General features: G+C 45.0%; 19 protein-coding genes. 10 read left to right on the top strand and 9 right to left on the bottom strand.

The annotated features are described in order from the left end of the window. Positions 1-5: 5 nt before the first annotated feature. From EXM22_RS15335 to EXM22_RS15315, 5 genes are all read right to left on the bottom strand, one after another. Positions 6-953, bottom strand: coding sequence for an ABC transporter permease (locus EXM22_RS15335; protein ID WP_246157031.1), 948 nt, complete (start codon positions 951-953; stop codon positions 6-8). Continuing rightward, the gene (locus EXM22_RS15330; protein ID WP_246157030.1) at positions 950-2089 is read right to left on the bottom strand and encodes an ABC transporter permease; all 1140 of its coding nucleotides are present in this window, start codon (positions 2087-2089) and stop codon (positions 950-952) included. The genes EXM22_RS15335 and EXM22_RS15330 overlap by 4 nt, the downstream gene beginning before the upstream one ends. Then, a complete protein-coding gene (locus EXM22_RS15325; RefSeq protein ID WP_246157029.1) occupies positions 2082-3599 on the bottom strand; it encodes an ABC transporter ATP-binding protein in 1518 nt (505 codons plus the stop codon). Before EXM22_RS15325 ends, EXM22_RS15330 begins: the two co-directional genes overlap by 8 nt. Positions 3600-3731: 132 nt before the next feature. Next, on the bottom strand, positions 3732-4745 hold the full coding sequence (locus EXM22_RS15320; protein ID WP_168203550.1) for a BMP family protein: 1014 nt from the start codon (positions 4743-4745) through the stop codon (positions 3732-3734). A 211-nt stretch (positions 4746-4956) separates the two neighbouring features. After that, on the bottom strand, positions 4957-5469 hold the full coding sequence (locus EXM22_RS15315) for a nucleoside deaminase (protein WP_246157028.1): 513 nt from the start codon (positions 5467-5469) through the stop codon (positions 4957-4959). A 93-nt stretch (positions 5470-5562) separates the two neighbouring features. Between EXM22_RS15315 and EXM22_RS15310 the strand changes: the two genes are divergently transcribed. From EXM22_RS15310 to EXM22_RS15290, 5 genes are all read left to right on the top strand, one after another. Then, complete coding sequence (locus EXM22_RS15310) at positions 5563-6501, top strand: CBS domain-containing protein (protein WP_149487354.1); 939 nt, start codon at positions 5563-5565, stop codon at positions 6499-6501. Further along, complete coding sequence (locus EXM22_RS15305) at positions 6491-6817, top strand: iron-sulfur binding hydrogenase (RefSeq protein WP_149487353.1); 327 nt, start codon at positions 6491-6493, stop codon at positions 6815-6817. The genes EXM22_RS15310 and EXM22_RS15305 overlap by 11 nt, the downstream gene beginning before the upstream one ends. Beyond that, positions 6817-7506, top strand: coding sequence for a PHP domain-containing protein (locus EXM22_RS15300; RefSeq protein ID WP_149487352.1), 690 nt, complete (start codon positions 6817-6819; stop codon positions 7504-7506). Before EXM22_RS15305 ends, EXM22_RS15300 begins: the two co-directional genes overlap by 1 nt. Before the next feature lie 172 nt (positions 7507-7678). After that, positions 7679-8245: an LPP20 family lipoprotein gene (locus EXM22_RS15295; RefSeq protein WP_149487351.1), complete on the top strand. Its 567-nt coding sequence runs from the start codon at positions 7679-7681 to the stop codon at positions 8243-8245. A 146-nt stretch (positions 8246-8391) separates the two neighbouring features. After that, positions 8392-9549 carry a FecR family protein gene (locus EXM22_RS15290; RefSeq protein ID WP_149487350.1) on the top strand — a complete coding sequence of 386 codons (1158 nt, stop codon included), beginning with the start codon at positions 8392-8394 and terminating at the stop codon, positions 9547-9549. Positions 9550-9595: 46 nt separating this feature from the next. Here the strand turns inward: EXM22_RS15290 and ychF are convergent, their stop codons facing one another. Together ychF and EXM22_RS15275 are read right to left on the bottom strand one after the other, a co-directional pair. Then, entirely contained in the window at positions 9596-10705 is a 1110-nt protein-coding gene (gene ychF / locus EXM22_RS15285; RefSeq protein WP_149487349.1) for a redox-regulated ATPase YchF, read from the bottom strand. 245 nt (positions 10706-10950) lie between these two features. After that, positions 10951-12465: a DUF5312 family protein gene (locus tag EXM22_RS15275; protein WP_149487347.1), complete on the bottom strand. Its 1515-nt coding sequence runs from the start codon at positions 12463-12465 to the stop codon at positions 10951-10953. 167 nt (positions 12466-12632) lie between these two features. Here EXM22_RS15275 and EXM22_RS15270 point away from each other — a divergent pair, with 167 nt between their 5' ends. Further along, complete coding sequence (locus tag EXM22_RS15270) at positions 12633-13538, top strand: epoxyqueuosine reductase (protein ID WP_149487346.1); 906 nt, start codon at positions 12633-12635, stop codon at positions 13536-13538. On the opposite strand, the gene EXM22_RS15265 is transcribed toward EXM22_RS15270, so the two are convergent. Together EXM22_RS15265 and mnmL are read right to left on the bottom strand one after the other, a co-directional pair. Further along, entirely contained in the window at positions 13516-14013 is a 498-nt protein-coding gene (locus EXM22_RS15265; protein WP_149487345.1) for a hypothetical protein, read from the bottom strand. The two genes, EXM22_RS15270 and EXM22_RS15265, sit on opposite strands and share 23 nt — an antisense overlap. A gap of 49 nt (positions 14014-14062) precedes the next feature. Beyond that, positions 14063-14986 (bottom strand): tRNA modification radical SAM protein MnmL/YtqA, encoded by a 924-nt coding sequence (mnmL, locus tag EXM22_RS15260; protein ID WP_168203549.1) that lies wholly within the window; start codon positions 14984-14986, stop codon positions 14063-14065. A gap of 65 nt (positions 14987-15051) precedes the next feature. On the opposite strand from mnmL, the gene EXM22_RS15255 reads away from it, so the two are divergent. The 4 genes from EXM22_RS15255 (at position 15052) to ilvC (ending at position 20403) form a co-directional block, all read left to right on the top strand. Further along, entirely contained in the window at positions 15052-16263 is a 1212-nt protein-coding gene (locus tag EXM22_RS15255) for a type 2 periplasmic-binding domain-containing protein (RefSeq protein ID WP_168203548.1), read from the top strand. Between the two features lie 69 nt (positions 16264-16332). Further along, on the top strand, positions 16333-17436 hold the full coding sequence (locus EXM22_RS15250) for an ABC transporter ATP-binding protein (RefSeq protein WP_149487342.1): 1104 nt from the start codon (positions 16333-16335) through the stop codon (positions 17434-17436). Positions 17437-17513: 77 nt separating this feature from the next. After that, a complete protein-coding gene (locus EXM22_RS15245; RefSeq protein WP_149487341.1) occupies positions 17514-18764 on the top strand; it encodes a BamA/TamA family outer membrane protein in 1251 nt (416 codons plus the stop codon). Positions 18765-18939: 175 nt separating this feature from the next. Beyond that, the gene (ilvC, locus tag EXM22_RS15240; RefSeq protein ID WP_342780271.1) at positions 18940-20403 is read left to right on the top strand and encodes a ketol-acid reductoisomerase; all 1464 of its coding nucleotides are present in this window, start codon (positions 18940-18942) and stop codon (positions 20401-20403) included. Positions 20404-20521 lie beyond the last annotated feature (118 nt).

The raw sequence follows: 20521 nt of genomic DNA, 5'->3' as shown, positions 1-20521 counted from the left end.
GAGGATTACAAACGGTTTTCCCGGTCAAAAGCGATTCCCAAAGCCATGGGGCTCAGGTGTTTGCTTTTTCGGGAAAAAGCCAGGACCAAAATCACGAGGACATAGGGAAGCATGACGGCAAATTCATAGGGGACATTGATTCCCATGGTCTGGATTTTAAGCTGAAGGACCTGGGTCAAACTGAATAACAGAGATCCCCAGAGTATTCCCCAGGGCGTCCATTTTCCAAAATAAACAAGGGCAACTGCAATAAATCCCCGTCCCGAGATCAGGGTATCTGCGAACATTTTAACCTGACATAAAGAGAGGTAAGCTCCCGCCATCCCAGCCAGGGCCCCTCCTAAAACAAGGGATTGATACCTGATTTTATTTACATTGATCCCCACACTGTCTGCCGCACGGGGTGTCGTTCCACAAGCCCGGACTTTCAATCCCCAAGAGGTTCTGTTCAACACAAAGCTGGAGAGGGGTACCAGCAGAAGGGCAATGTAGACAAGGGGATTATGATTGAAAAAGAGATTCCCCAGGAGGGGAATCTTGGAAAGCAGGGGAATAGGCAAGGCATGGATTCCAGAGATACTGGCAATTCCACCCACAAAATGACGGAACAGAGTTCCCGCAACGCCCACTCCAAACATCTGAAGCCCAATACCGGCAATTCCCTGAGGGGCCTTGAAGGTCACAACAACCACGGCAAAGAACAGTCCAAGGAGTGCTCCTATAACCAGGGATGCCACAATACCAAGAACATTGCCGTACCAGGGATAGGCTCCGCCTCCACCCATTAAAAAAGGCACGAGAAAGCCGATAAAGGCTCCCATAGACATGATTCCCTCACAACCCAGATTAAAGATTCCGGCCCTCTGATTGTACATTTCACCCAGGGAAGCCAGTAGGAGAGAAATTGAGAATGGAATACCTAATATAAGAATGCTGTAAATAAATTCGATCATGCTTCAACCTCCTGAACGGGACTTTCCTTAGGATTCTCCGGAGGAGCCGTTTCTGTAAGCAGAAAAGAGAACCGCCTAGCAGCGCGTTCCAGGATGTAGGGATTATTGATAACCATTTTGACCGAAATAATAGTGAGGATAATAATGCCTTGAAGGACCTGAACCATATTGGCCGGAACACCAACCATTCTCTGGGTCATATCACCTCCCACAAGGATAAGAGCAAAAAAGAAGGAAGCCGGGATGATACCACCCGGATGAAGCCCGCCAAACAAGGCGACAACAATCCCTGTAAACCCATAACCAGATGAGATGTCTTCGATAGCCCGCCTATGGAGTCCCATCACTTCTGAGCTGCCTGCCAGTCCGGCAAGGGCTCCTGAAATGCACATGGCAATGACAAGTGACCTGGGGACATTTATCCCTCCATAGCGTGCTGCTTTAGATTGTGCTCCCGCCGCTCTCAGTTTATAACCGAAAGAGGTTTTCCAGAGAAGTAAATATAGAACGGCCGCCAGAACCAATGCTAATATCAATCCGGTATGCAGCCTCGTCCCGGGAACCATCCTGGTCAACCATGCGGTTTTTGGAAAACGCATACTCTGAGGAGTCCCTGAGCCTGTGATAAGTTCATTGGGATCGATAAGAGGGCCTCTCAGACACAGAACATAGACCTGAGCGGCAATATAGTTGAGCATAACAGTTGAAAGAAGTTCACTCACATCAAGCCGGGCTTTTAGCAGTCCGGGTATGGCTCCGTAGAAACCGCCGAAAAGGGCACCTGCAGCCAGAGCGAGAGGGATCATCACAATCCGGGGCAGTTCCGGAAAACAAACCGCAACAATCGTTGATCCTAAAATACCCATGATGATCTGCCCTTCGGCTCCGATATTTAAAATTCCGCTTCTAAAAGCAACTGTGATGCCCAAAGCGACCAGAATCAGGGGAATAACCCGGATCAGAACTTCTGTGATGATGTAAAAACTCTTAAGAGGTTCAATAAATATGACTGAAAAGGACTTCCAGACATCCGCACCAATGGTCCAGAGCACTAGAGAGGCTAAAAATGCCGCAGCCAGGATGGCCATAAGAAGGACAATCCCCTTGTAACAGAGGTTGAATTGTTTTTTAGTCACAGTCGACTCCTGCCATAAGGAGACCCAGCTTCTTCTGCTCAGCCTCCGATCCTTTTAGGACTTTCATAATTTTACCTTTATGTATTACAGCAACCCGGTCGGACAGGTTGATGATCTCTTCCAGCTCTTCAGAAATCAGAAGAATCCCAACACCTTGTTCCCGCAGATCAAGAAGCTGTTGATGAATAAATTCTGCAGCGCCCATATCAAGCCCTCTGGTGGGATAAACAGCCACAAGAAAGCGGGGTTTTCGGTTGATCTCACGGGCCAGAATGACCTTTTGAATGTTCCCTCCCGAAAGGGACCCCGCGGCTATTTCCACATTCGGACAGCGAATATCAAACTGTTCCTTCAGCTGGATTGCAGAACTGGTTATGGCATTCTGATTTAGAAATGAGTATCTGTTGAATTTGGGAGAGGAATTATCTTTCAAAATGAGGTTTTCTTTAATGGAGAAGGAGGGAACAATCCCTTCTGTATTTCTGTCTTCAGGAATATAACCCATTCCTCTATTGATGATTTCACCCGGACTCAGATTGGCAATACTTTCACCTAGAAAAAGGATTTCCCCGGATTTAATTTTTCTGAGCCCATTGATAACTTCGGCCAGTTCTTTCTGGCCATTGCCGGAAACGCCTGCAAGACCGACAATCTCCCCTGCAGAAAGACAGAGAGAAAAATCGTCCAGAGCATTGAATCCCCTGTCACTGGAAACTGTTAGATTCTGAAGATCAAGGACAACATCTCCATTGGAATCGGAACAGGAGTTAACAGGCAACTCCACAGCGGAACCTGTCATAAAAGACGCCAGATCTGCTGGACTGTACTGATCAGTATCACCGGAAAAGGAAACCCGGCCATGCCTGAGGATGCTAACTTTATGAGAAAGTTTTTTGACTTCATGAAGCTTGTGACTGATAAAGATGATGGAAAGATTTTTCGCCATTTCCGCCAGCAGTGCCAGCAGTTCTTCCGTTTCTTGAGGCGTCAAAGCCGAACTGGGTTCATCCAGTATCAAAAATCTTGCACCATAACAGAGAGTTTTAATCAACTCGACCCTCTGCTGTTCACCAACAGAAAGCTGCCACACATAGGCATCAGGATCACAGCTCAGTCCGTAGAGATTACTGATTTCATTGATCTTATTCCGCACGACTTCAGGTTTTAGAATCCCTCGGTGATGTGCAGCCTCCAAACCAAGGGCTATATTTTCAAGCACCGTCAGATTGGGAACCAGCATATAGCGCTGATGGACCATACCGATACCCGCATCATAAGCATCCCTGGGCGATTTAAAGTGCACAGGCTCATCATTGATCAGTATCTGTCCTTCATCTGCCTGATATAATCCCATGAGGATATTCATGAGGGTCGTTTTGCCGGCGCCATTTTCACCAACAACCGCCAGAACCTCATTTTCCCCTACGGACATACAGATGTTATCGCAGGCGAGTACGCCGGGAAAGCGCTTGGTAATTCCTTCTATTCGCAAGGACCGGATTTTTTTCATGTTTGTCAACAACTCCACTTTTTTACATGAATTGAAACTATAAAACCCCCTTCCCAAGAAATGGAATGGGGGTTTAAAGATACCCTACCGATTCAAAGCCCCTTTCTCTTGTGAGAAAGAAGGCAAAGGAAATCAGTATTTAACACTCTGCCAGTCGATCTTCAGATCACCAGACATGAGTTTATCTTCAGCATCTTTGACAGCGCCCCGGATATCGTCATTCAGGAGGGCATTTTCTTCAGCCATGCTAAATGTGAATCCACCGTTGGGGATTGTCAGCCAGAGAACCTGTCCCTCAATGCTGGTTTCACCCCTATTAAAGGCTTCCAGAACTGAGTCGAAGATGGGATCATAATAGTAAGTACAGGCAGCCATCAGTTTGTATCCTTCAGGTCCCTGATAATGGAGTTCAGAGGTTCCCATCCAGTAAACTTCTTTGTCTGGATACTGGGCAACGGCCTGCAGAGCACCGAGTCCCTGCTGGGCAGAACCTGCAAGGATATCGAATCCGTCATTGATGAAAGTCTGAGCAAGCTCACCGGCTTTCACATAGTCGCCATAGCTTCCAGTGTGAGCAACACCGATTTCGGCATCTGGATTCACAGATTTGATTCCAAGCCAGAAACCTCTGTTATACTGAGCGGCGTCTCCACCGTCTACGGGTCCAACAATTCCGATTTTTCCAGTCTGGGTAGCCATACCGGCAATGATACCGGAGAGGTATCCGGGCTGTTCAGTAGCAGGCTGATAGGAGATGATATTGTCTCCCAGAAGCTCGGAAGATGTTCCAAAAATAAGAGTGACTTCAGGAAAGTCTTCTGCCAGTTCAACAACAGTGTTATTGAACTGAGTCCCATGGAAAACAATGTATGAAAAACCCTGAGCAATATACTGTCTTGCTGCAGAACCCGCATCAACAGGTTTCATGTTTTCACTGTACTCAATGACCATCTTGCCTTCACTTGAATCAGCAACTCTCATCGCTGCATCATACATTCCCTGACTCCAGCCTTTATCATCTGCAGAACTGGGAAGTAGAAGGGCCACTTTGACCTGGGTGACTTCGCTTGTATCCTGTTCTCCGGAGGCAAACAGGGAGACAGAACTCATCATCAGGACAATAAAGAAAATGAGAAGTTTTTTCATTTTAGATTCCTTTGAAATTGATTTTGTATGGCTCAACTTGAGTTGTCTGACCATCCAGCTTTAATTATTGGAAGAGATGAAAGAACTGTACAGTACATAGTAAGAGATTTTGCTCTTTCCCGTGAATTTTGACTGATTGAGCAGTTTAATTTCAAAAAAACAACAATTTCGTAACTTCTCTATTCTCTTTACAGGAGATGATCAGGGCGAATTAGTTCGGATTCCAGAATCCTTTATGGTCAGAGACAATCTCTTTCACAAGCTCATCACTCTCTACAGGACCAATGACTTCAATATCTTTTTGTCCCCTGGACAAGACCTCTCTACAAGGGAGATCAAAAGTCTGATTCTCGGGATCATCTCCTGTCAATTCCAGAAGCTGATGTTCAGAAAGGGCAAAAACCAGACGTCCCACATTGGTCCAATACATGGCGCCGGAACACATGGCACAGGGTTCGACGGAAGTATAGAGGGTACAGTCCTTCAAAAACTCCCGAGAGTAGGTTTTGGATGCCGCAATCATCAGATTTGTTTCCGCATGCCCGCAGTCATTGTGTTCGGTTGTGACCGTATTACCGGCACGGAGAAGAATATGTCCCTCCTTGTCTGCTAACACAGCTCCAAAGGGGTGATTTCCCTTCTCTTTCGCTTTCCTTCCCTCCAGGGTGGCTTCCATTAAAATCTCTTTATCGCGGTCTGAAACTTTACCTTCAAGAATTGACAACTCTTAACTCCTTGGCTGATTTTTCAATGATCCCGGGAGCAGAACTCTTCCGGCTCTTTGATTTTAAAAAAATATCCCTTATAATGCCCACATATGCAAGGCATTCCACTGAACACAGACAATTCACCCTCAGTTATCCTGGAAATGATTTTCAGACTCAAAATCAAAGATGTTATGACAAGAAATGTCAGAACCTCCTGCAAGGACTGCTCCATGAGGGAGATTCAGAAGATCATGAAAGAAGAGAGAATCACAGGGGTTCCCATCACAGATGGTTCCAGACTATGTGGAATTGTGAGCATGGAAGATGTCCTGTCCACCATGGACAGAGGGCTTATTGAGGAACCGGCAAACAAACACATGACCAGAAATGTAATTGTTCTGGAAGAAGACATGCCCCTCTCCTTCGCCATCAATTATATGGATAAATACCATTATGGGCGTTTTCCTGTATTAAACATGAACAAAGAACTTGTGGGAATTATAACAAGCCGGGACATCGTCAATCACCTGCTTCTGGAAATGAACAGAGAAATGACTCGCCTGGAAAAAATGCTCCCTCTGAACGAACCGGAAGCGAGGGGTTCAAAAGAAATGAGCTTTATCTGCCACCGTTATGACTTTGAAAATGCAGGCAAGGCTTCCACTGAGATAAAGAAAGCTTTGAAAAAAAGAAATATTGACAGGAAGATAATAAGGCGGGTAGCCGTAGCCTCTTATGAATTGGAGATCAACCAGGTGGTCCACTCTCTGGGGGGGCGCATGACCTTCAATATCCTCCCCGATTCAGTAACCATAGAGGCCTCCGATAGAGGTCCGGGTATCGAAAACCTGGAAGAGGCCCTCACCGAAGGCTTTTCCACCGCAAATGACTGGATACGGTCTCTTGGTTTTGGAGCAGGGATGGGCCTTGCCAATGTCAAAAGAGTATCCGATGAATTCAATATAGCATCGGTCCCGGGAGAAGGGACAACTGTGAAATCCATGATCTACACTCACAGCAAAGAAGAAGGAGCAAAAAATGAAGGTTAAAGATCTATCCGAGAAATTAGGCTACGACTGTCTTGTGGCAGAGGGAAACGACGAAGAGCTCCTGGACGGATACACCTCGGACCTGCTGAGTGATGTCATGGGAAATGCCCCGGAAGACTCGGTGCTGATCACCATTCAAGCTCATAAGAATACAGTCGCCGTTGCCTCCCTCGCCGGGATTCATGCCCTGTTAATCTGTAATAATCGCCCGGCTCCCGATGATATGCTCAAAGCCGCCAGCGAAGAAGGGATTTCGGTATTTAGGACAAAGGAGAATCAATTCACAAGCTCCTGGAAGGTACACAAACTTCTCTGATGCTCATTGACCTCCATAACCATTCCTGCCTCAGCCCCTGTGGCAGCCTCGAAATGTCTCCATCCAGGCTTGTAAATGAAGCGTCAGCCAAAGGAATAGGGATGCTGGCCCTGACAGATCACAATGCGGGAGACAACCTTCCGGCCTTTGATGTATGCTGCCGCCGCAAAGGAATCATCCCCGTCTACGGCCTGGAAGTAACGGGTCGGGAAGAAGCGCACCTCCTTTGTCTGTTCGGTGACTTGAAAACAGCCGTCCGCTTCGGCTACATCATCTATGAAAATCTAATGACCATTCCCAACAACCCGGATAGGATGGGAGACCAGGTCATCGTAGATGAAGATGAGAATATCCTGGGTGAACTTGAAAAACACCTGGCGGGGGGAGCCGTTGATTTCTCCATGGAAGAACTCATAGAAATGGTTCATCAAAGAGAGGGCCTTTTTATCCCGGCACACATTGACAGGGCGGCATTCAGCATAAAAAGTCAATTAGGATTCCTACCGGAAAATGATTACGATGCCGTGGAAGTCATGCACAAACCCTGTAGCTTCAACGCCGGCCGCTATTTTGAAACAACCGGCTCCGATGCCCACTACCCCGCCAATGTGGGACAAAGAAGCTTCGAATTAGACCTCAAAACCCCGTCCTTTTCCGGACTTGTGCGGGCATTGCATTCACAAAAATAAAACAAGCCCCTAATGATTTTTTCCAGAAAGATCTGAAAAAATCTCTTTTTAGTTTGGATATATGAAACAAAGATAGATATACTATAATCTGAGTAATATGCGCATCTTAGTTTGCTGCATATGTTGAACATTCTAATTTTGACATCAATTTGATGAGTTAAGGAGAAAATGTATGAAAAAGAGCTTGATAATTACAAGTGCTTTGATAGCCCTGGTATTGCTGGTAGGTTGCGCTTCCGGCAGCGGAGAGAAAGTAGAAGAAAGAAGGGATCTGCCAGACTGGTTTCTGAATCCTCCTTCATCAGACGAAGTGATATATGGTTTGGGGATGGCTAAAATGTCCTCAGACAGCCTCTCTAGAGATACAGCCATTGCCCGCGCACGCAAGGATGTAGCCCTACAGGTAAGTACTAGGGTTCAATCCATGATGACAGACTACGTACAGGAAGCCGGTGCAGAAGGAAATTCTCAAACAATCAGTTTTGTAGAGTCCATCACCAAACAGGTTGCCGATGTAGAACTTAGAAATTCTGTAACAGACAAGGTATACGCAGCAACTGACGGAAACTGGTTTGCCATGGTTTCTTATCCAACATCAAATTTCACAGAAGATGTTGCTAGTGTATTCTCCAGGAATGAAGATGCGGCTTTTGCCGACTTTAAGGCAGATGAAGCACTTAGGATGCTGGATGCCAACATTGCAAATGATCCATTGAAATCATCAGTGACAGCACAATAAACAACTGATTCATAGAGAGAAAGCGTCCCCACAGGACGCTTTTTTTCTTTCCGACAGTTATATAAAAAACGTCATAAACCTGCACTGCTAAATTGATAAAGTGTTCATTGAGGTTTATATTAGAGAGGACTTATTCCCGGGAGAAAATGAAAATTACTACTCGAATCCTACCTTTTATAATATTTCTCTTTCTATCACTCCCTATTTGGAGCGAAGTTTCTGCGATTATTGTAGATTTGGATGGAGAGGTCATTATTTCCCGCAATGGTATCTTCCTAGATGAATCAGAAATTGACTATGGAACAGAATTATTCTCCCACGACATATTGCAAACCGGTCTGAACGGCTATGTGGAACTTTCCATACAATCACCCGTCTCTTCAGATCTATCGGTTAAAGTCCTGGAAGGAACCACCCTGTTTTTGGAACACACCCTCAAAAGACAACATCCAGAAACATCCCTCACCCTCCACAGAGGTGCAGTTCAAACAAAAGCCGCCTCTTTAATACAGGGCGCCAGTTTCAACATAAAAACAGATTCTTCTGTTATGGGGATCAGAGGGACAACCTTTACGGTGACCACATCTCCGGATACTGCCATACTCGTCAGTTGCAGAGAAGGGTCAGTTGTCTGCACTACAGACGGAAATGAGTCTTTAATTCAACCAGGCAAGATTTACGAAACGAATACAATGGGACAATTCAGGGTCAACCCGATCCCTCCCGAAGAAATAGATCAGTATACAATAAACTGGAAAAAAGCTCGTCTTGATGCACTGGCCAACAACGGAATCTTGTCTCTGGAACACTATGCCAGCCTCTACCTTCAAATGGCCCCTGGCTTTTTGGAATCCTATGCGGAACTCACAGCCAAACAGGATATCTTTCAAAAATGGGAAACTATTATTCGTGAGGGACGTACAATGTCTATGGGAGAGGCAACCAGAGATAAGATTGCCCTGAGCAATGGCATCATCCGCCTTCGGTCCCGACTCCCCGTCATGGAGCACATTTTTTATACCCTTTATGACCTAACAGCCTTACTGGAAAGCTCCGGAAAAGACACAAACGAGTTATCCGACACAGCAAATAGAACCTTGATGATTTACAGTAAAAGACAGCAGGAATTCGTCGAAAAGCTCACAAAAGCCAGGTACTATTTCAAGGTATTTTTGGAAATAGATAAACAAGCCTCAGGCCACAGCCTGATGCCCTCTTCTGACCTGATGGATGATTTTCTTCTGGATGATACTTTTTTCATCACCCCCCCCGCACCCGGTCAATCTGCGGGTTCTTCTAGATAAAAAAAGGAACCCCTAAGGGTTCCCTCGTTTCTATACATGAATAATCTCAAACATTGAATTTGAAAAACATGACATCCCCGTCTTTGACAAGGTACTCTTTTCCTTCCATCCGCATCTTTCCCGCGGCCTTTATGGCTGCTTCGCTACCGGCGGAGAAGAGGTCGTCACAATGATAGACATCTGCCTTGATGAATCCCTTCTCAAAATCTGTATGAATGACTCCGGCCGCCTGGGGAGCTCTCATGCCCTCCCGGAAGGTCCAAGCCTTATTTTCAACACCACCCACAGTAAAGAAAGTCCTGAGTCCTAAAGCCTTATAAGTGGTTCTCACAAGGCTGCTCAGCCCGGATTCTTTTATCCCGGCTTCTTCCAGAAAAATAGCCCGTTCTTCAGGGTCATCCAGAGCAGCAATATCCGCTTCCAGTTTTCCGCAGAGCACAACCACTTCTGTGTTTTCCTCTTCGGCAATTTTTTTAACCTGAGCCACAAAATGTGATTCTTCCTGAATGCCCTCTTCATCCACATTACACAGGTAGATCTGTTTTTTCATGGTAATGAGCTGCAGTTCCTGAACCAGAGACCGCTCGTCGTCGGTCATTGCCATCCCTCTCGCCGGCTTTCCTTCTCCCAGATGAATCTGAAGCCTTTCCAATAGAGGCCTCAGAGCGAGAGCCTTTTCACGGACGGACTTGTCTCCGGCTCTGGTAAACCGCTCATTCTTGGACAACCTATTTTCAATACTGCTCAAATCCGCCAATGCCAATTCGATGTTGATGACTTCAATGTCATCTGCGGGGTTGATCCTGTTTTCAACATGGACAATGTCGTCGTTCTCAAAACAACGCACAACATGGACAATCATACCGACTTCCCGAATGTTGGCTAGAAACTTGTTACCCAGCCCCTCACCTTTGGAAGCGCCCTTGACCAGACCGGCGATATCGACAAATTCGACAACAGCGGGAATGACTTTGTCAGCAGGAACCATTTCGGCAATTTTATCCAAGCGCGGATCAGGCACACTGACGATGCCGATATTAGGATCAATTGTACAAAACGGATAATTCGCAGCTTCTGCCGGGGCAGCTGTCAAAGCGGAAAAAATAGTGGACTTTCCAACATTGGGAAGCCCGACAATACCGCAATTCAAACTCATATTCACTCCAGTTCATTGTGGCCGAAATGATCAGCCAGAATTTTCATTTTATTATTTTTTTAAACGGGATGATTCCTTAAAGCTGGGGCATTGCTTTCCCGTTGCTTTTTTGACTTCTATGGAAGGAATCTGCCTGGATTTTATCCCAAAGACTCTGCAACCTCTTGGAAAAGAAGGATCCCATGTGACATAAAAATATTCACATCTCAGGCAATTGGGTCCTCGTCGGGTATTCACAGGAAGGTTCAGTCCTCTTTCAGATAATACTGCATGAGCTGTAGAAAATAATAGATCTTCTTATAAATTTCAGACATTTCTTCCAAAATTGATATTTCACTCATCATCTCGATCTCTTTCCAGTTCACCACAAGCTCATGCTTGGGAGCCTTAAAGTCATCGATGCAGCGCTTAAGATTCTTACCAATGGAGAACAAATTCTGAACGGATTCGTTTAGGACACCCAATGCTTCAGAATTAATACCTTTCAGAACATTTCTCATGGCATCCAGAGCATTGCGATCTCTGTCGGCTGCTTTAGCCAAGCGTTTCAGCTTCCCGCCGAGTTCTGTCTCATCTGCCAGTTTATTATCAAACTGAAGAAGATTATCCGACAGAGTCATAAGCTGGTGATAAGATTCAGAAAATTGCTGAGACGCAAGACTCGTCGTCCATTTTCCGGTGATAAGAAGCTTATCCACCACCATTCGAATGGGTCCTTTATAGTAATCCAGGTAGAAGGCCTTCAGATAATTCAGTGGTTCAACATAGAGATATCCCGAATCTATGCGTTTTGAAAACGCCATATTGCTTCTTTCTGTATAATACTTGAGCCTCACAACTGACGTAGTGCCAAACACACTCATAAGAAGAGAATCTCGCTGCCCCTTCTTTCTCTCCCCCACAATAGTCAAGAGAGTGTTTTCTGCCGTATTTTTTATCTGGCTTAAATAATCTTCTACAATTTCATACGAGTTTAATTCGGGAACAACATCATAGGAGGGGTCCTCTTCCAGATGAACAATCACAAGATTGATGATCTTTGTTTTCCTAAACTCTTTAATGATTTGGAGAACCTTCTTCCATCCGTCTCTGGAGATGACTTCCATATTTCTGTATTGCGCCAGAATATCGAGGATGATATCCCATTCAGCATCCAAATCGATGGAAGGCAAAAGGGTATTGAAATCCTTCAGATCGTCTAGAATATACTCCCCATTAATGCTGTCAAACCTCGTATTATATCCGAAATCACGCTCGGGAAGGAGTGAATCAAATTTCTTCAAAAGGAAGTAATAGTCAAAGCGGATAAATTCCTGCATGATCATCAGGGCACCGTATAACTCATTGATCTTCCGGGACAAAGGCATATCAAAGAATGTATAAATCTCAATGATTTCTGCCTTGATCTGATCTCTCAAAGCCTTAAGATTCTTGTTGTTTTTACACCGCTTTCGGATATTTTCTTCACTCAGACTGTCTAGGATTTCCAACTGCGATTTTGAAAGGAAGTGTTCTACAATGATAGATTTGATAGCACCCGAACCTTGGAGCGCCTCCAGGAGGACCTGGGCAGGTCCAATCTCTTTATATATGTCATAAAATAACTTTGCCAGAGCTGGTTCTGCCGTATTCCCTTTGACTTTGAAATAACGGCTTCTCTTTTTCAGATCTTTTTTGATCTCCCTAAGGAAGCGTTTCTTATCTCTATCGGCATCACCGATACTCACAAAAAGATTGAGAACCTTATCAATTAAACCCATAGTACCATCTTTCCCGGACTTCCCGGGGGCATGATTTTGACCATGTTCTTAATTTAGGGTAAATTATAACTGCTGTCAACGGAGAAAAAACCAGCCAAGAGAGGCAAAGACTGAAGAGTAAACCAATTATAGAGGAGCTTAAAATCCTCGGATTCTCTCAAATATCGTTGGTTCCACCGGGAGATCTGAAAGAAAAAGTTCTCAAGGATGCGGGATTCCCACTGAATAGTACAATTATCATCGCGTTTTTCCCCTTTGCAGACACTCCCCCCGACGAAAGGACCTCCATTGCTCCCTTTGCATTGAAGAATCACTACAAGGATCTTGTGATCCGGATGAGGGAAGCCCTCAAATCTGCGGGTGAACCCTTTTCAAATCTAAAAAGGAAGGAAATCCGTTTTTTTTCAAATTCCCGGCTCCCTGAAAAACAGATGGCCAAAGAATCTGGCCTTGGATTCATTGGAAAAAATACCCTCTTGATCAACAAAACCTTTGGAAGCCGAGGACTCTTAGCCGGCATGATCCTTCCCCTTGCCCTGAATCCTTCCGATGAAGCCGATTCAGGAAAACTGAAACCGGGAATCAATTCTTGCGGCAACTGCCGTCTCTGTGAAAAGTCATGTCCCGGGGGGGCCCTTGAAGACTACCGCCTAGACAGGGAAAAATGTCTCCAACACTGGACCAGCAGCGATGGACCCATTCCAGACAGATTAAAAAAGGAATGGGGAGTGCGCATTTACGGCTGTACCATATGCCAGGATGTTTGTCCCTGGAACAGAAACCTTCCCAGGGGAAACAGCATTACCAGAGGCCTCATAGACCCCGTTCCGTCTCTGGATTTCTTTCTGAGTCATACAGAGGAAGAGATCAAGGAGTTTTTCAGAGGGTCTGCCATGGGTATGAGTTGGTTTAAGGGACGGCATATGATAAGAAATGCCTTAATATCGACTGTTTCAACAGAGGATTCTCCCCCATTGGATCATATTGAGGCTCATGGACTCTCAGAGGATGACGGAATCAAAGATGCAGCCCTATGGGCCTTGAAACGGCTTAAGCGAGACCAGGAACGGTAGATGTTAATAACTGCCCCAGCTTATCCAGTTCTTCCATTCTGGTATAAACAGGACTCTTAACACTATGGGATTTTACATCCAAACGGACAACTTTCAAATATAATTCATTTAGGCGGTCAGCCAGAATGTTCAAATTGGACTTCAAATTATCCGCCGCCATATCTGCAAGGATCTTTTCAGAAGGTGAGGCATCCCTCAAGAAACTGCTTCTTTTCAAACCTGGTATAACTTCCAGTCTGGCCTTGTAGATGAATATAGCCATGGAATAAATCCCGATGTACAATTCGTCGAATTTATACCCTTGATTCTTATACATTTCGAGCTTCTCAGTAATATTCTCAATGGCACTTCGCTGGTCATAAGGCATATCCATGGACAGGAGTGCCGACCGGATGAAGGTATTACTCATATTGCTCTTATAATGCTTACGGACCTCATCGAGCATATCAAAAATTTCGTAATCAAATATGGGCACAATAATCCTCCAAATATCCTAGCTATGATATCCGAGAATCTTTAAAAACTCAAACCCTATTAGGATGATATTGCGAGCCCTGTCTGGACCCTCGACGTTCTAATTCGGCTTGCACCTGTTCGTATGTAGAGGACTTATTTAAAAAGACACCTGGAACTCTGTGGCGGAGCCTGGGTGTATCGGTGGTCATCCTCATAATGATTGTTTCTTCTGGAATCCTTTCCAGGGCATCAACAACATAATGTATATGACGTCCACTGTCTGGAAAGGACAGTTCTCCCGCCTCATACTCTGCATACAAAGGAGAGCCAGTAGGGATATGAAGATTATGAAATTTAACAGCTTCCGGCTTCAAAGAGGCCAGGTAGTCAACACTCTTCATAATGAGGTCCCGATCTTCTCCGGGCAGGCCGAATATAAGATGCACTGCAATTTTAACGCCGACGGCCCGAAGCAGGTGATAAGCCCGTTCAAACTGTTCCACCGAATGGCCCCGATTGATCCTCTTTAATGTTTCTTCCTGAGCCGATTGGAGTCCCAACTCAACCCAAACATCAAAATTGGGCCTCACATAAGACCCCAGGAGATCAGCAATTTTCTCATTAATACAATCCGGCCTGGTAGAAACGACCAGCTCAACGAAGTTTCCAAGGGAAAGACCGTGATCATAGATCTTTTTTAAATGTGAGACAGATCCCCAAGTACTGGAATAGGCCTGAAAATAAAGGATATATGTTTCCGCTTTGTAGCGTTTTTTCAGGACAGCGATTGATCGGAGGATCTGGGCTTCCAGAGATTGTGTTTCCTCTCCCAAATACGCGGCCCGAACTCCATAAACATCACAATAGGCACAGCCAGGAGCATTTCTGTCGGAACCTCGATTTGGACATGAAAATCCACCGTCCACACCAATCCGATACACGGTCTCACCGTATTTCTCTCTGAGATATTGACTGTACTGTCTGAATAACACTGGAACCATTATTACCATCTCTTTTCTTATTGACAACCCGAATGGACTTCCCTACAGTCATTAACATGATTCAGAAGCTGAAAAAAGTAACTCCAGTACTCATACTTCTCCTAATGATAGGATGCTCAAAGCTGGACAGGACCCTCACCATTTATTCTGACTCTGTTGAAACAGCAGAACTCGTCAATCTATTCAATCAGACTCAGTCCCTCTACAAGGCGTCCTATATCTATAGACCGGAAGAGAGCAACTTGTCCATCAATCCGGGAGAACATGATATTGTCATCAGCCATTCCCTCCAGGGGTATCTGGATAAAATGCTTAGCCTGGATGACCTGAGGGATACCGATTTTGTAAACTCAATCTATCCTGAAATACTGAAGATGGGGATATCCGGAACCTCTCTTAAAACGATTCCACTCTCACTGGATATTCCTGTTGTTCTGACAAAGGATCTGCAGAATGACAAAAAATTCATCTCGTGGGAAGAATTTGGGATCGAATCTAAAAGTTTCAATGTCTTGAAAGAAGAAAGGCTGACACAGAGTGGATTTTCACCCCTTTGGTCAGAAACGTTCCTATCTGCCTTCTATCGATCCAGAATCCCCTCAATCTCCAAGGAGTTGGATGGAAACGAGTTTAGAGGTTTCGCTGAAGCAGCCCAGGAACTAAGCGAATGGATTCAAGATATAAACGGCAGCCTTGAGTTGGACAAAGATTTTAGTGAAAAGTACCGATACATCCCCGATTACCGCCTCATCCTGACAGGGAGAACGGGCTATTCAGTCATGCCTTTGTCTCAATGGTCCCTTCTCCCGGACAGTGTCAGCCGGGAACTGAAAATACAACCCCTTGTTATAAACGAAGGACTACAAAATATTGAAACCCTCGCTGTAGGGATACCTCAGACATCGAAAAATCCCGAAGGAGCAAAAGCCTTCCTCACATGGCTCCTTGAAGAAAAAACCTGGGAGGACTACCTGCTTCTGACCGGCAGAAACAGAGATGAAGGCTTTGCCTTTTTAGGAGGCATATCTTCCAGTGAGTCCCTCAATGCGGGCCTGCTTCTGGAGGCTTATCCCTGGACGGAACCTCTGATTCCACGAAAGGGTGAATTTGCCAAACAGTCGGTTCTGCCACCCCAATGGAGGCTCCTGTGGAATGATCTTCTACTCCCTCTTGTAAAAGAAAGTATCGCTCATCCTTCTATTGAAAAAGACATGAGCAATGAATACAGAAAATGGCTTTTACTCCACCCGGACCCCTGGGATTCTTAAGAAAAATTTGACAGAACACTAGATCCATTATACGATGCAGTTAATAAAATAAACCCATGGAGGTATTCTATGGCCGAAGTAATCTTGAAAGATATCACCAAAATATATGATGGTGGTGTTAAAGCGGTGGATAAGGCCAATATCCACATTAAAGATCAGGAATTTGTAGTCCTGGTAGGACCTTCAGGTTGTGGTAAGTCTACAACACTGAGAATGGTAGCGGGATTGGAAGACATCAGCGATGGTGAACTTTTGATCGATGGAAAGAGAATGAATGAAGAAGCGCCAAAAGACAGGGATATCGCAATGGTATTCCAGAATTATGCGCTCTATCCCCATATGTCAGTCTATGACAATATGGCATTCGGTCTCAAAATCAGAAAATATCCAAAAGCAGACATTGAGTCCCGCGTCAAAGAAGCGGCTCAAATCCTGGATATTGAGGAACTTCTTGAAAGAAAACCAAAAGCCCTTTCAGGTGGTCAGAGACAGCGTGTAGCCGTTGGACGTGCCATTGTTAGAAAGCCTAAGGTATTCCTTTTTGACGAACCTCTATCCAACCTTGATGCCAAGTTGAGAGTTCAGATGAGAGCCGAAATCGGCGCCCTCCACTCCAGACTATCAGCCACAATGATCTACGTAACACATGACCAGATTGAAGCCATGACTATGGGTGACAAGATTGTCGTTATGAAAGGCGGAATCATTCAGCAGATAGGGTCTCCTTTGAAACTGTATAACGAACCAATCAACAGATTTGTTGCCGGATTTATCGGTTCACCACCCATGAATGTTGCCGTTGCCAAGGTAACGGAAGAAAATGGAAAGATTGTCGTTTCAGAAGAAGGCATTAAAGTCACCATTGACGACAATAGAATGGAAACTCTTAAAGCCTATGTCGGCAAAGAGCTTCTCATGGGAATCAGACCCGAAGATCTGAACTTTACAACGACACCAGTTGAAAATAATATGAGTGCAAAAGTTGTGGTAGTTGAGCCTCTCGGTAACGAAACTCAGCTGCATATCAACACTGGTTCTCATACTTTCACAACAAAGAATGATCCTACCATTTCGGTAAAGGTCGGCGACACCGTCAACTTTACTCCCCGACTTGAAAAACTTCATTTCTTTGATCTTGAAACAGAAAGATCACTTTTCTTCACAGAAGACTGATTCATTTCAACAAAAAAACCGTTCCGAAAGGGACGGTTTTTTTTGCCAAACCGCTTTTTTTGTTTATACTCTTTCCTATGAATAATCATCCCCGACTCCTGATAACGACCTTAGTTTTGTTCATCGCAACCACCGCACATGCCTCAGAAGAAATATTGATTCAGGACATACAGTTTCACGGCCTGGTCAGGACAAATGAAAAAACGGCACAAAAAATCATACTCCCCGTCAGCAAAGGAGAAGCTTTCACAGAGGTAACGGAAGAACTGATCATTCAAGAATTGAGAAAAGCAGGAATTTTTAATCCGGAGATCAGAGTTGAATCTGAGATCATTGGGAAAGTAGCCTTTATTGACATATTTGTCAAAGACCGGTGGACCCTGATACCCATCCCGATATTTTCATTTAGCAATGATGGTTCATGGAATGTGGGGGTATTAGGGATCGAAAGCAATCTGCTAGGAAGATACAAGACTCTGGGCTTAGGTTTTTTCTACGGCTCTGACGGCTGGTCATTACTCAATATTTACAGTGACCCCAACTTCCTGGGAAGTGATATACGGTTCACAACAGGCCTTTCCCTGGGGCTGGATAAAACAGAAGATCAAACACCCGAAGAAGAGACAATCAGAGACTACAGTGCGGACAAAACAAAAATTTCCCTGGGAATGAGTGTCCCAGTATCCGAGTCATTCTCCTTTGGTGGAAAATGGAGCTTCAACCGCTCCATTCATCTTGAAAACAACAGCGGAGCCGCCCCGGTAGATGATTTTTCCAGCACAGGAATTCAAGGCTCGTTAAAATGGGAACAACTGTACTATGACATTCCCTTTGAATATGGATTTTTGGCAAGCAGCGGGTTGGGATGGAACTGGGGGCTTGATGATACAAAGGACTACCCTCAAATTGAAGGAAAGGTGAAATGGGCGCTCAATCCTTTTTATAAACATCAACTGGCTCTGATTGCCCATTCGGCATGGTCCAGAGATCTTCCACCACAGGAACAGTTCAGACTGGGAGGAAGACCCGGTTCTCTTGTTTTGCCCATGGGGAAAATCGCAGCCCAAGAGTACTGGAGCAGTTCTGCCTCTTACAGTATTCCTGCCTGGTCATTCAAAGGGGGTACATTGGCTCTCAAGGGTTTCTATGACATGGGAGCCTACAAGTCAGATTTGGAAGAAACCAACTTTTTTCATGGCCCGGGAATGGGGATAGAACTCTTTATCAACGACCTTGCCATACCGGCTATACAGATGAACATCGCCTGGAATCTTGAGACCGGGCTCTATCAATTCAGTGCCGGCGTCGGCATGGGAGGCGGGGAATAACAAGAATGACATTGCCTGAAACACACAGAGCCTTAAGTTCGTTGCGTATTTAGCAACACATCCCTTGCGAATTTACCACCGCGAATCCCGCATCCCTTCATTGACAACCCAGCGCTGTAGGTTTATTTTTTCATATATCTAGACCCCTTGAATTGGGTCAAAAATGAGGACCATTATGAATTATTTCAATACACTTTCCCTTAGAAAGAAACTGGATCAGCTGGGAACCTGCAGCTTGATCTCAAGGTCAGAATTTGACGGCGTAGAAAAGCTGAAAGGCAAGAAAGTAGTCATCATCGGCTGCGGAGCCCAGGGTTTGAACCAGGGCTTGAATATGAGAGATAGCGGTCTGGATGTGTCCTATACACTCAGAGAAGCGGCTATCAAGGAGAAAAGACAATCCTATATCAATGCCAGTGAAAATGGCTTTAAAGTCGGGGTATATGATGAAATGATCCCCACAGCCGATCTGGTTTTGAACCTGACTCCCGACAAACAGCATAGTGCGGTGGTCAATGCAGTTATGCCCTTAATGAAAAAAGATGCCGCTCTGGCCTATTCTCATGGATTTAACATCATTGAAGAAGGAATGCAGATCAGAAAAGACCTGACGGTTCTGATGGTGGCACCCAAGTCTCCCGGTTCTGAAGTCCGTGAGGAGTACAAAAGAGGATTCGGAGTACCTACACTCATCGCTGTACACCCTGAAAACGACCCCAACGGAGACGGCCTTGAAATCGCAAAAGCATATGCCGCGGCCACAGGCGGTCATAAAGCGGGGGTCCTGCTATCATCCTTCACAGCAGAAGTAAAATCCGACCTGATGGGAGAGCAGACAATACTCTGCGGTATGCTTCAGGCTGGTTCACTTATGTGTTTTGATAAAATGGTAGAAAAAGGAATTGATTCCTCATATGCCTCCAAGCTGATCCAGTACGGATGGGAAACGATTACTGAAGCTCTTAAACACGGCGGTATCACAAATATGATGGACAGACTCAGCAATCCTGCAAAGATCAGAGCCTTCGAAGAAGCTGAGGAAATGAAAAAGATCATGCGTCCCCTGTTTGAAAAACATATGGACGATATCATGGAAGGAAATTTTTCCGCTGGCATGATGGAAGACTGGGCCGCCGGAGACAAAGACCTGCTTAAATGGCGTGATGAGACGGGACAATCCAACTTTGAGAAAACCGCAGCAGGTTCTATGGAAATCAGCGAACAGGAATATTTTGACCACGGGATACTCATGATAGCCATGGTCAAAGCCGGTGTTGAATTGGCCTTTGAGGTAATGACATATTCAGGAATTAAGGAAGAATCAGCCTATTATGAATCTCTCCATGAACTGCCCTTGATTGCCAACCTAATCAGCCGTAAAAAATTGTATGAAATGAATAAAGTCATCTCTGATACAGCAGAATATGGATGCTATCTCTTTGCCAATGCGGCAATTCCCCTGCTGTCAGACTATATGAAGAGTGTCGACACAGATCTGATCGGAAAAGGATTAGGATCTTCAAACCAGGTTGATAACCTCACCCTTATCCAGGTGAACGATGCCATCCGCAATCATCCGATTGAAACCATTGGTGTCAAACTCCGTGGTTTTATGACTGAAATGAAATCTTTAAACTGATTCAGTTTTTACAATTTTGCAGAAACAGTAAGCTGTTTTAACGATGAGGATTCCCCTTCTCTTAGATTTCATCTAAGAGAAGGGGTTTTTTATATCCGGAGCTCACCGCCGGATTATT

Source organism: Oceanispirochaeta crateris (assembly GCF_008329965.1).
GTDB classification, from domain to species: Bacteria; Spirochaetota; Spirochaetia; order DSM-2461; family DSM-2461; genus Oceanispirochaeta; species Oceanispirochaeta crateris.
Note: the sequence above shows the minus strand (reverse complement) of the source record. Positions and strands in the feature narration are given on the sequence as shown.

Excerpts from the sequence above, each read along its gene's own strand:
- EXM22_RS15290 (WP_149487350.1), top strand. The coding sequence starts at position 8,392 with ATGAAAATTACTACTCGAATCCTACCTTTTATAATATTTCTCTTTCTA.
- EXM22_RS15245 (WP_149487341.1), top strand. The coding sequence starts at position 17,514 with ATGAATAATCATCCCCGACTCCTGATAACGACCTTAGTTTTGTTCATC.
- EXM22_RS15275 (WP_149487347.1), bottom strand. The coding sequence starts at position 12,465 with ATGGGTTTAATTGATAAGGTTCTCAATCTTTTTGTGAGTATCGGTGAT.
- ilvC (WP_342780271.1), top strand. The coding sequence starts at position 18,940 with ATGAATTATTTCAATACACTTTCCCTTAGAAAGAAACTGGATCAGCTG.
- EXM22_RS15310 (WP_149487354.1), top strand. The coding sequence starts at position 5,563 with ATGCAAGGCATTCCACTGAACACAGACAATTCACCCTCAGTTATCCTG.
- EXM22_RS15250 (WP_149487342.1), top strand. The coding sequence starts at position 16,333 with ATGGCCGAAGTAATCTTGAAAGATATCACCAAAATATATGATGGTGGT.
- ychF (WP_149487349.1), bottom strand. The coding sequence starts at position 10,705 with ATGAGTTTGAATTGCGGTATTGTCGGGCTTCCCAATGTTGGAAAGTCC.
- EXM22_RS15305 (WP_149487353.1), top strand. The coding sequence starts at position 6,491 with ATGAAGGTTAAAGATCTATCCGAGAAATTAGGCTACGACTGTCTTGTG.
- EXM22_RS15325 (WP_246157029.1), bottom strand. The coding sequence starts at position 3,599 with ATGAAAAAAATCCGGTCCTTGCGAATAGAAGGAATTACCAAGCGCTTT.
- EXM22_RS15295 (WP_149487351.1), top strand. The coding sequence starts at position 7,679 with ATGAAAAAGAGCTTGATAATTACAAGTGCTTTGATAGCCCTGGTATTG.
- EXM22_RS15255 (WP_168203548.1), top strand. The coding sequence starts at position 15,052 with ATGATTCAGAAGCTGAAAAAAGTAACTCCAGTACTCATACTTCTCCTA.
- EXM22_RS15335 (WP_246157031.1), bottom strand. The coding sequence starts at position 953 with ATGATCGAATTTATTTACAGCATTCTTATATTAGGTATTCCATTCTCA.
- EXM22_RS15320 (WP_168203550.1), bottom strand. The coding sequence starts at position 4,745 with ATGAAAAAACTTCTCATTTTCTTTATTGTCCTGATGATGAGTTCTGTC.
- EXM22_RS15300 (WP_149487352.1), top strand. The coding sequence starts at position 6,817 with ATGCTCATTGACCTCCATAACCATTCCTGCCTCAGCCCCTGTGGCAGC.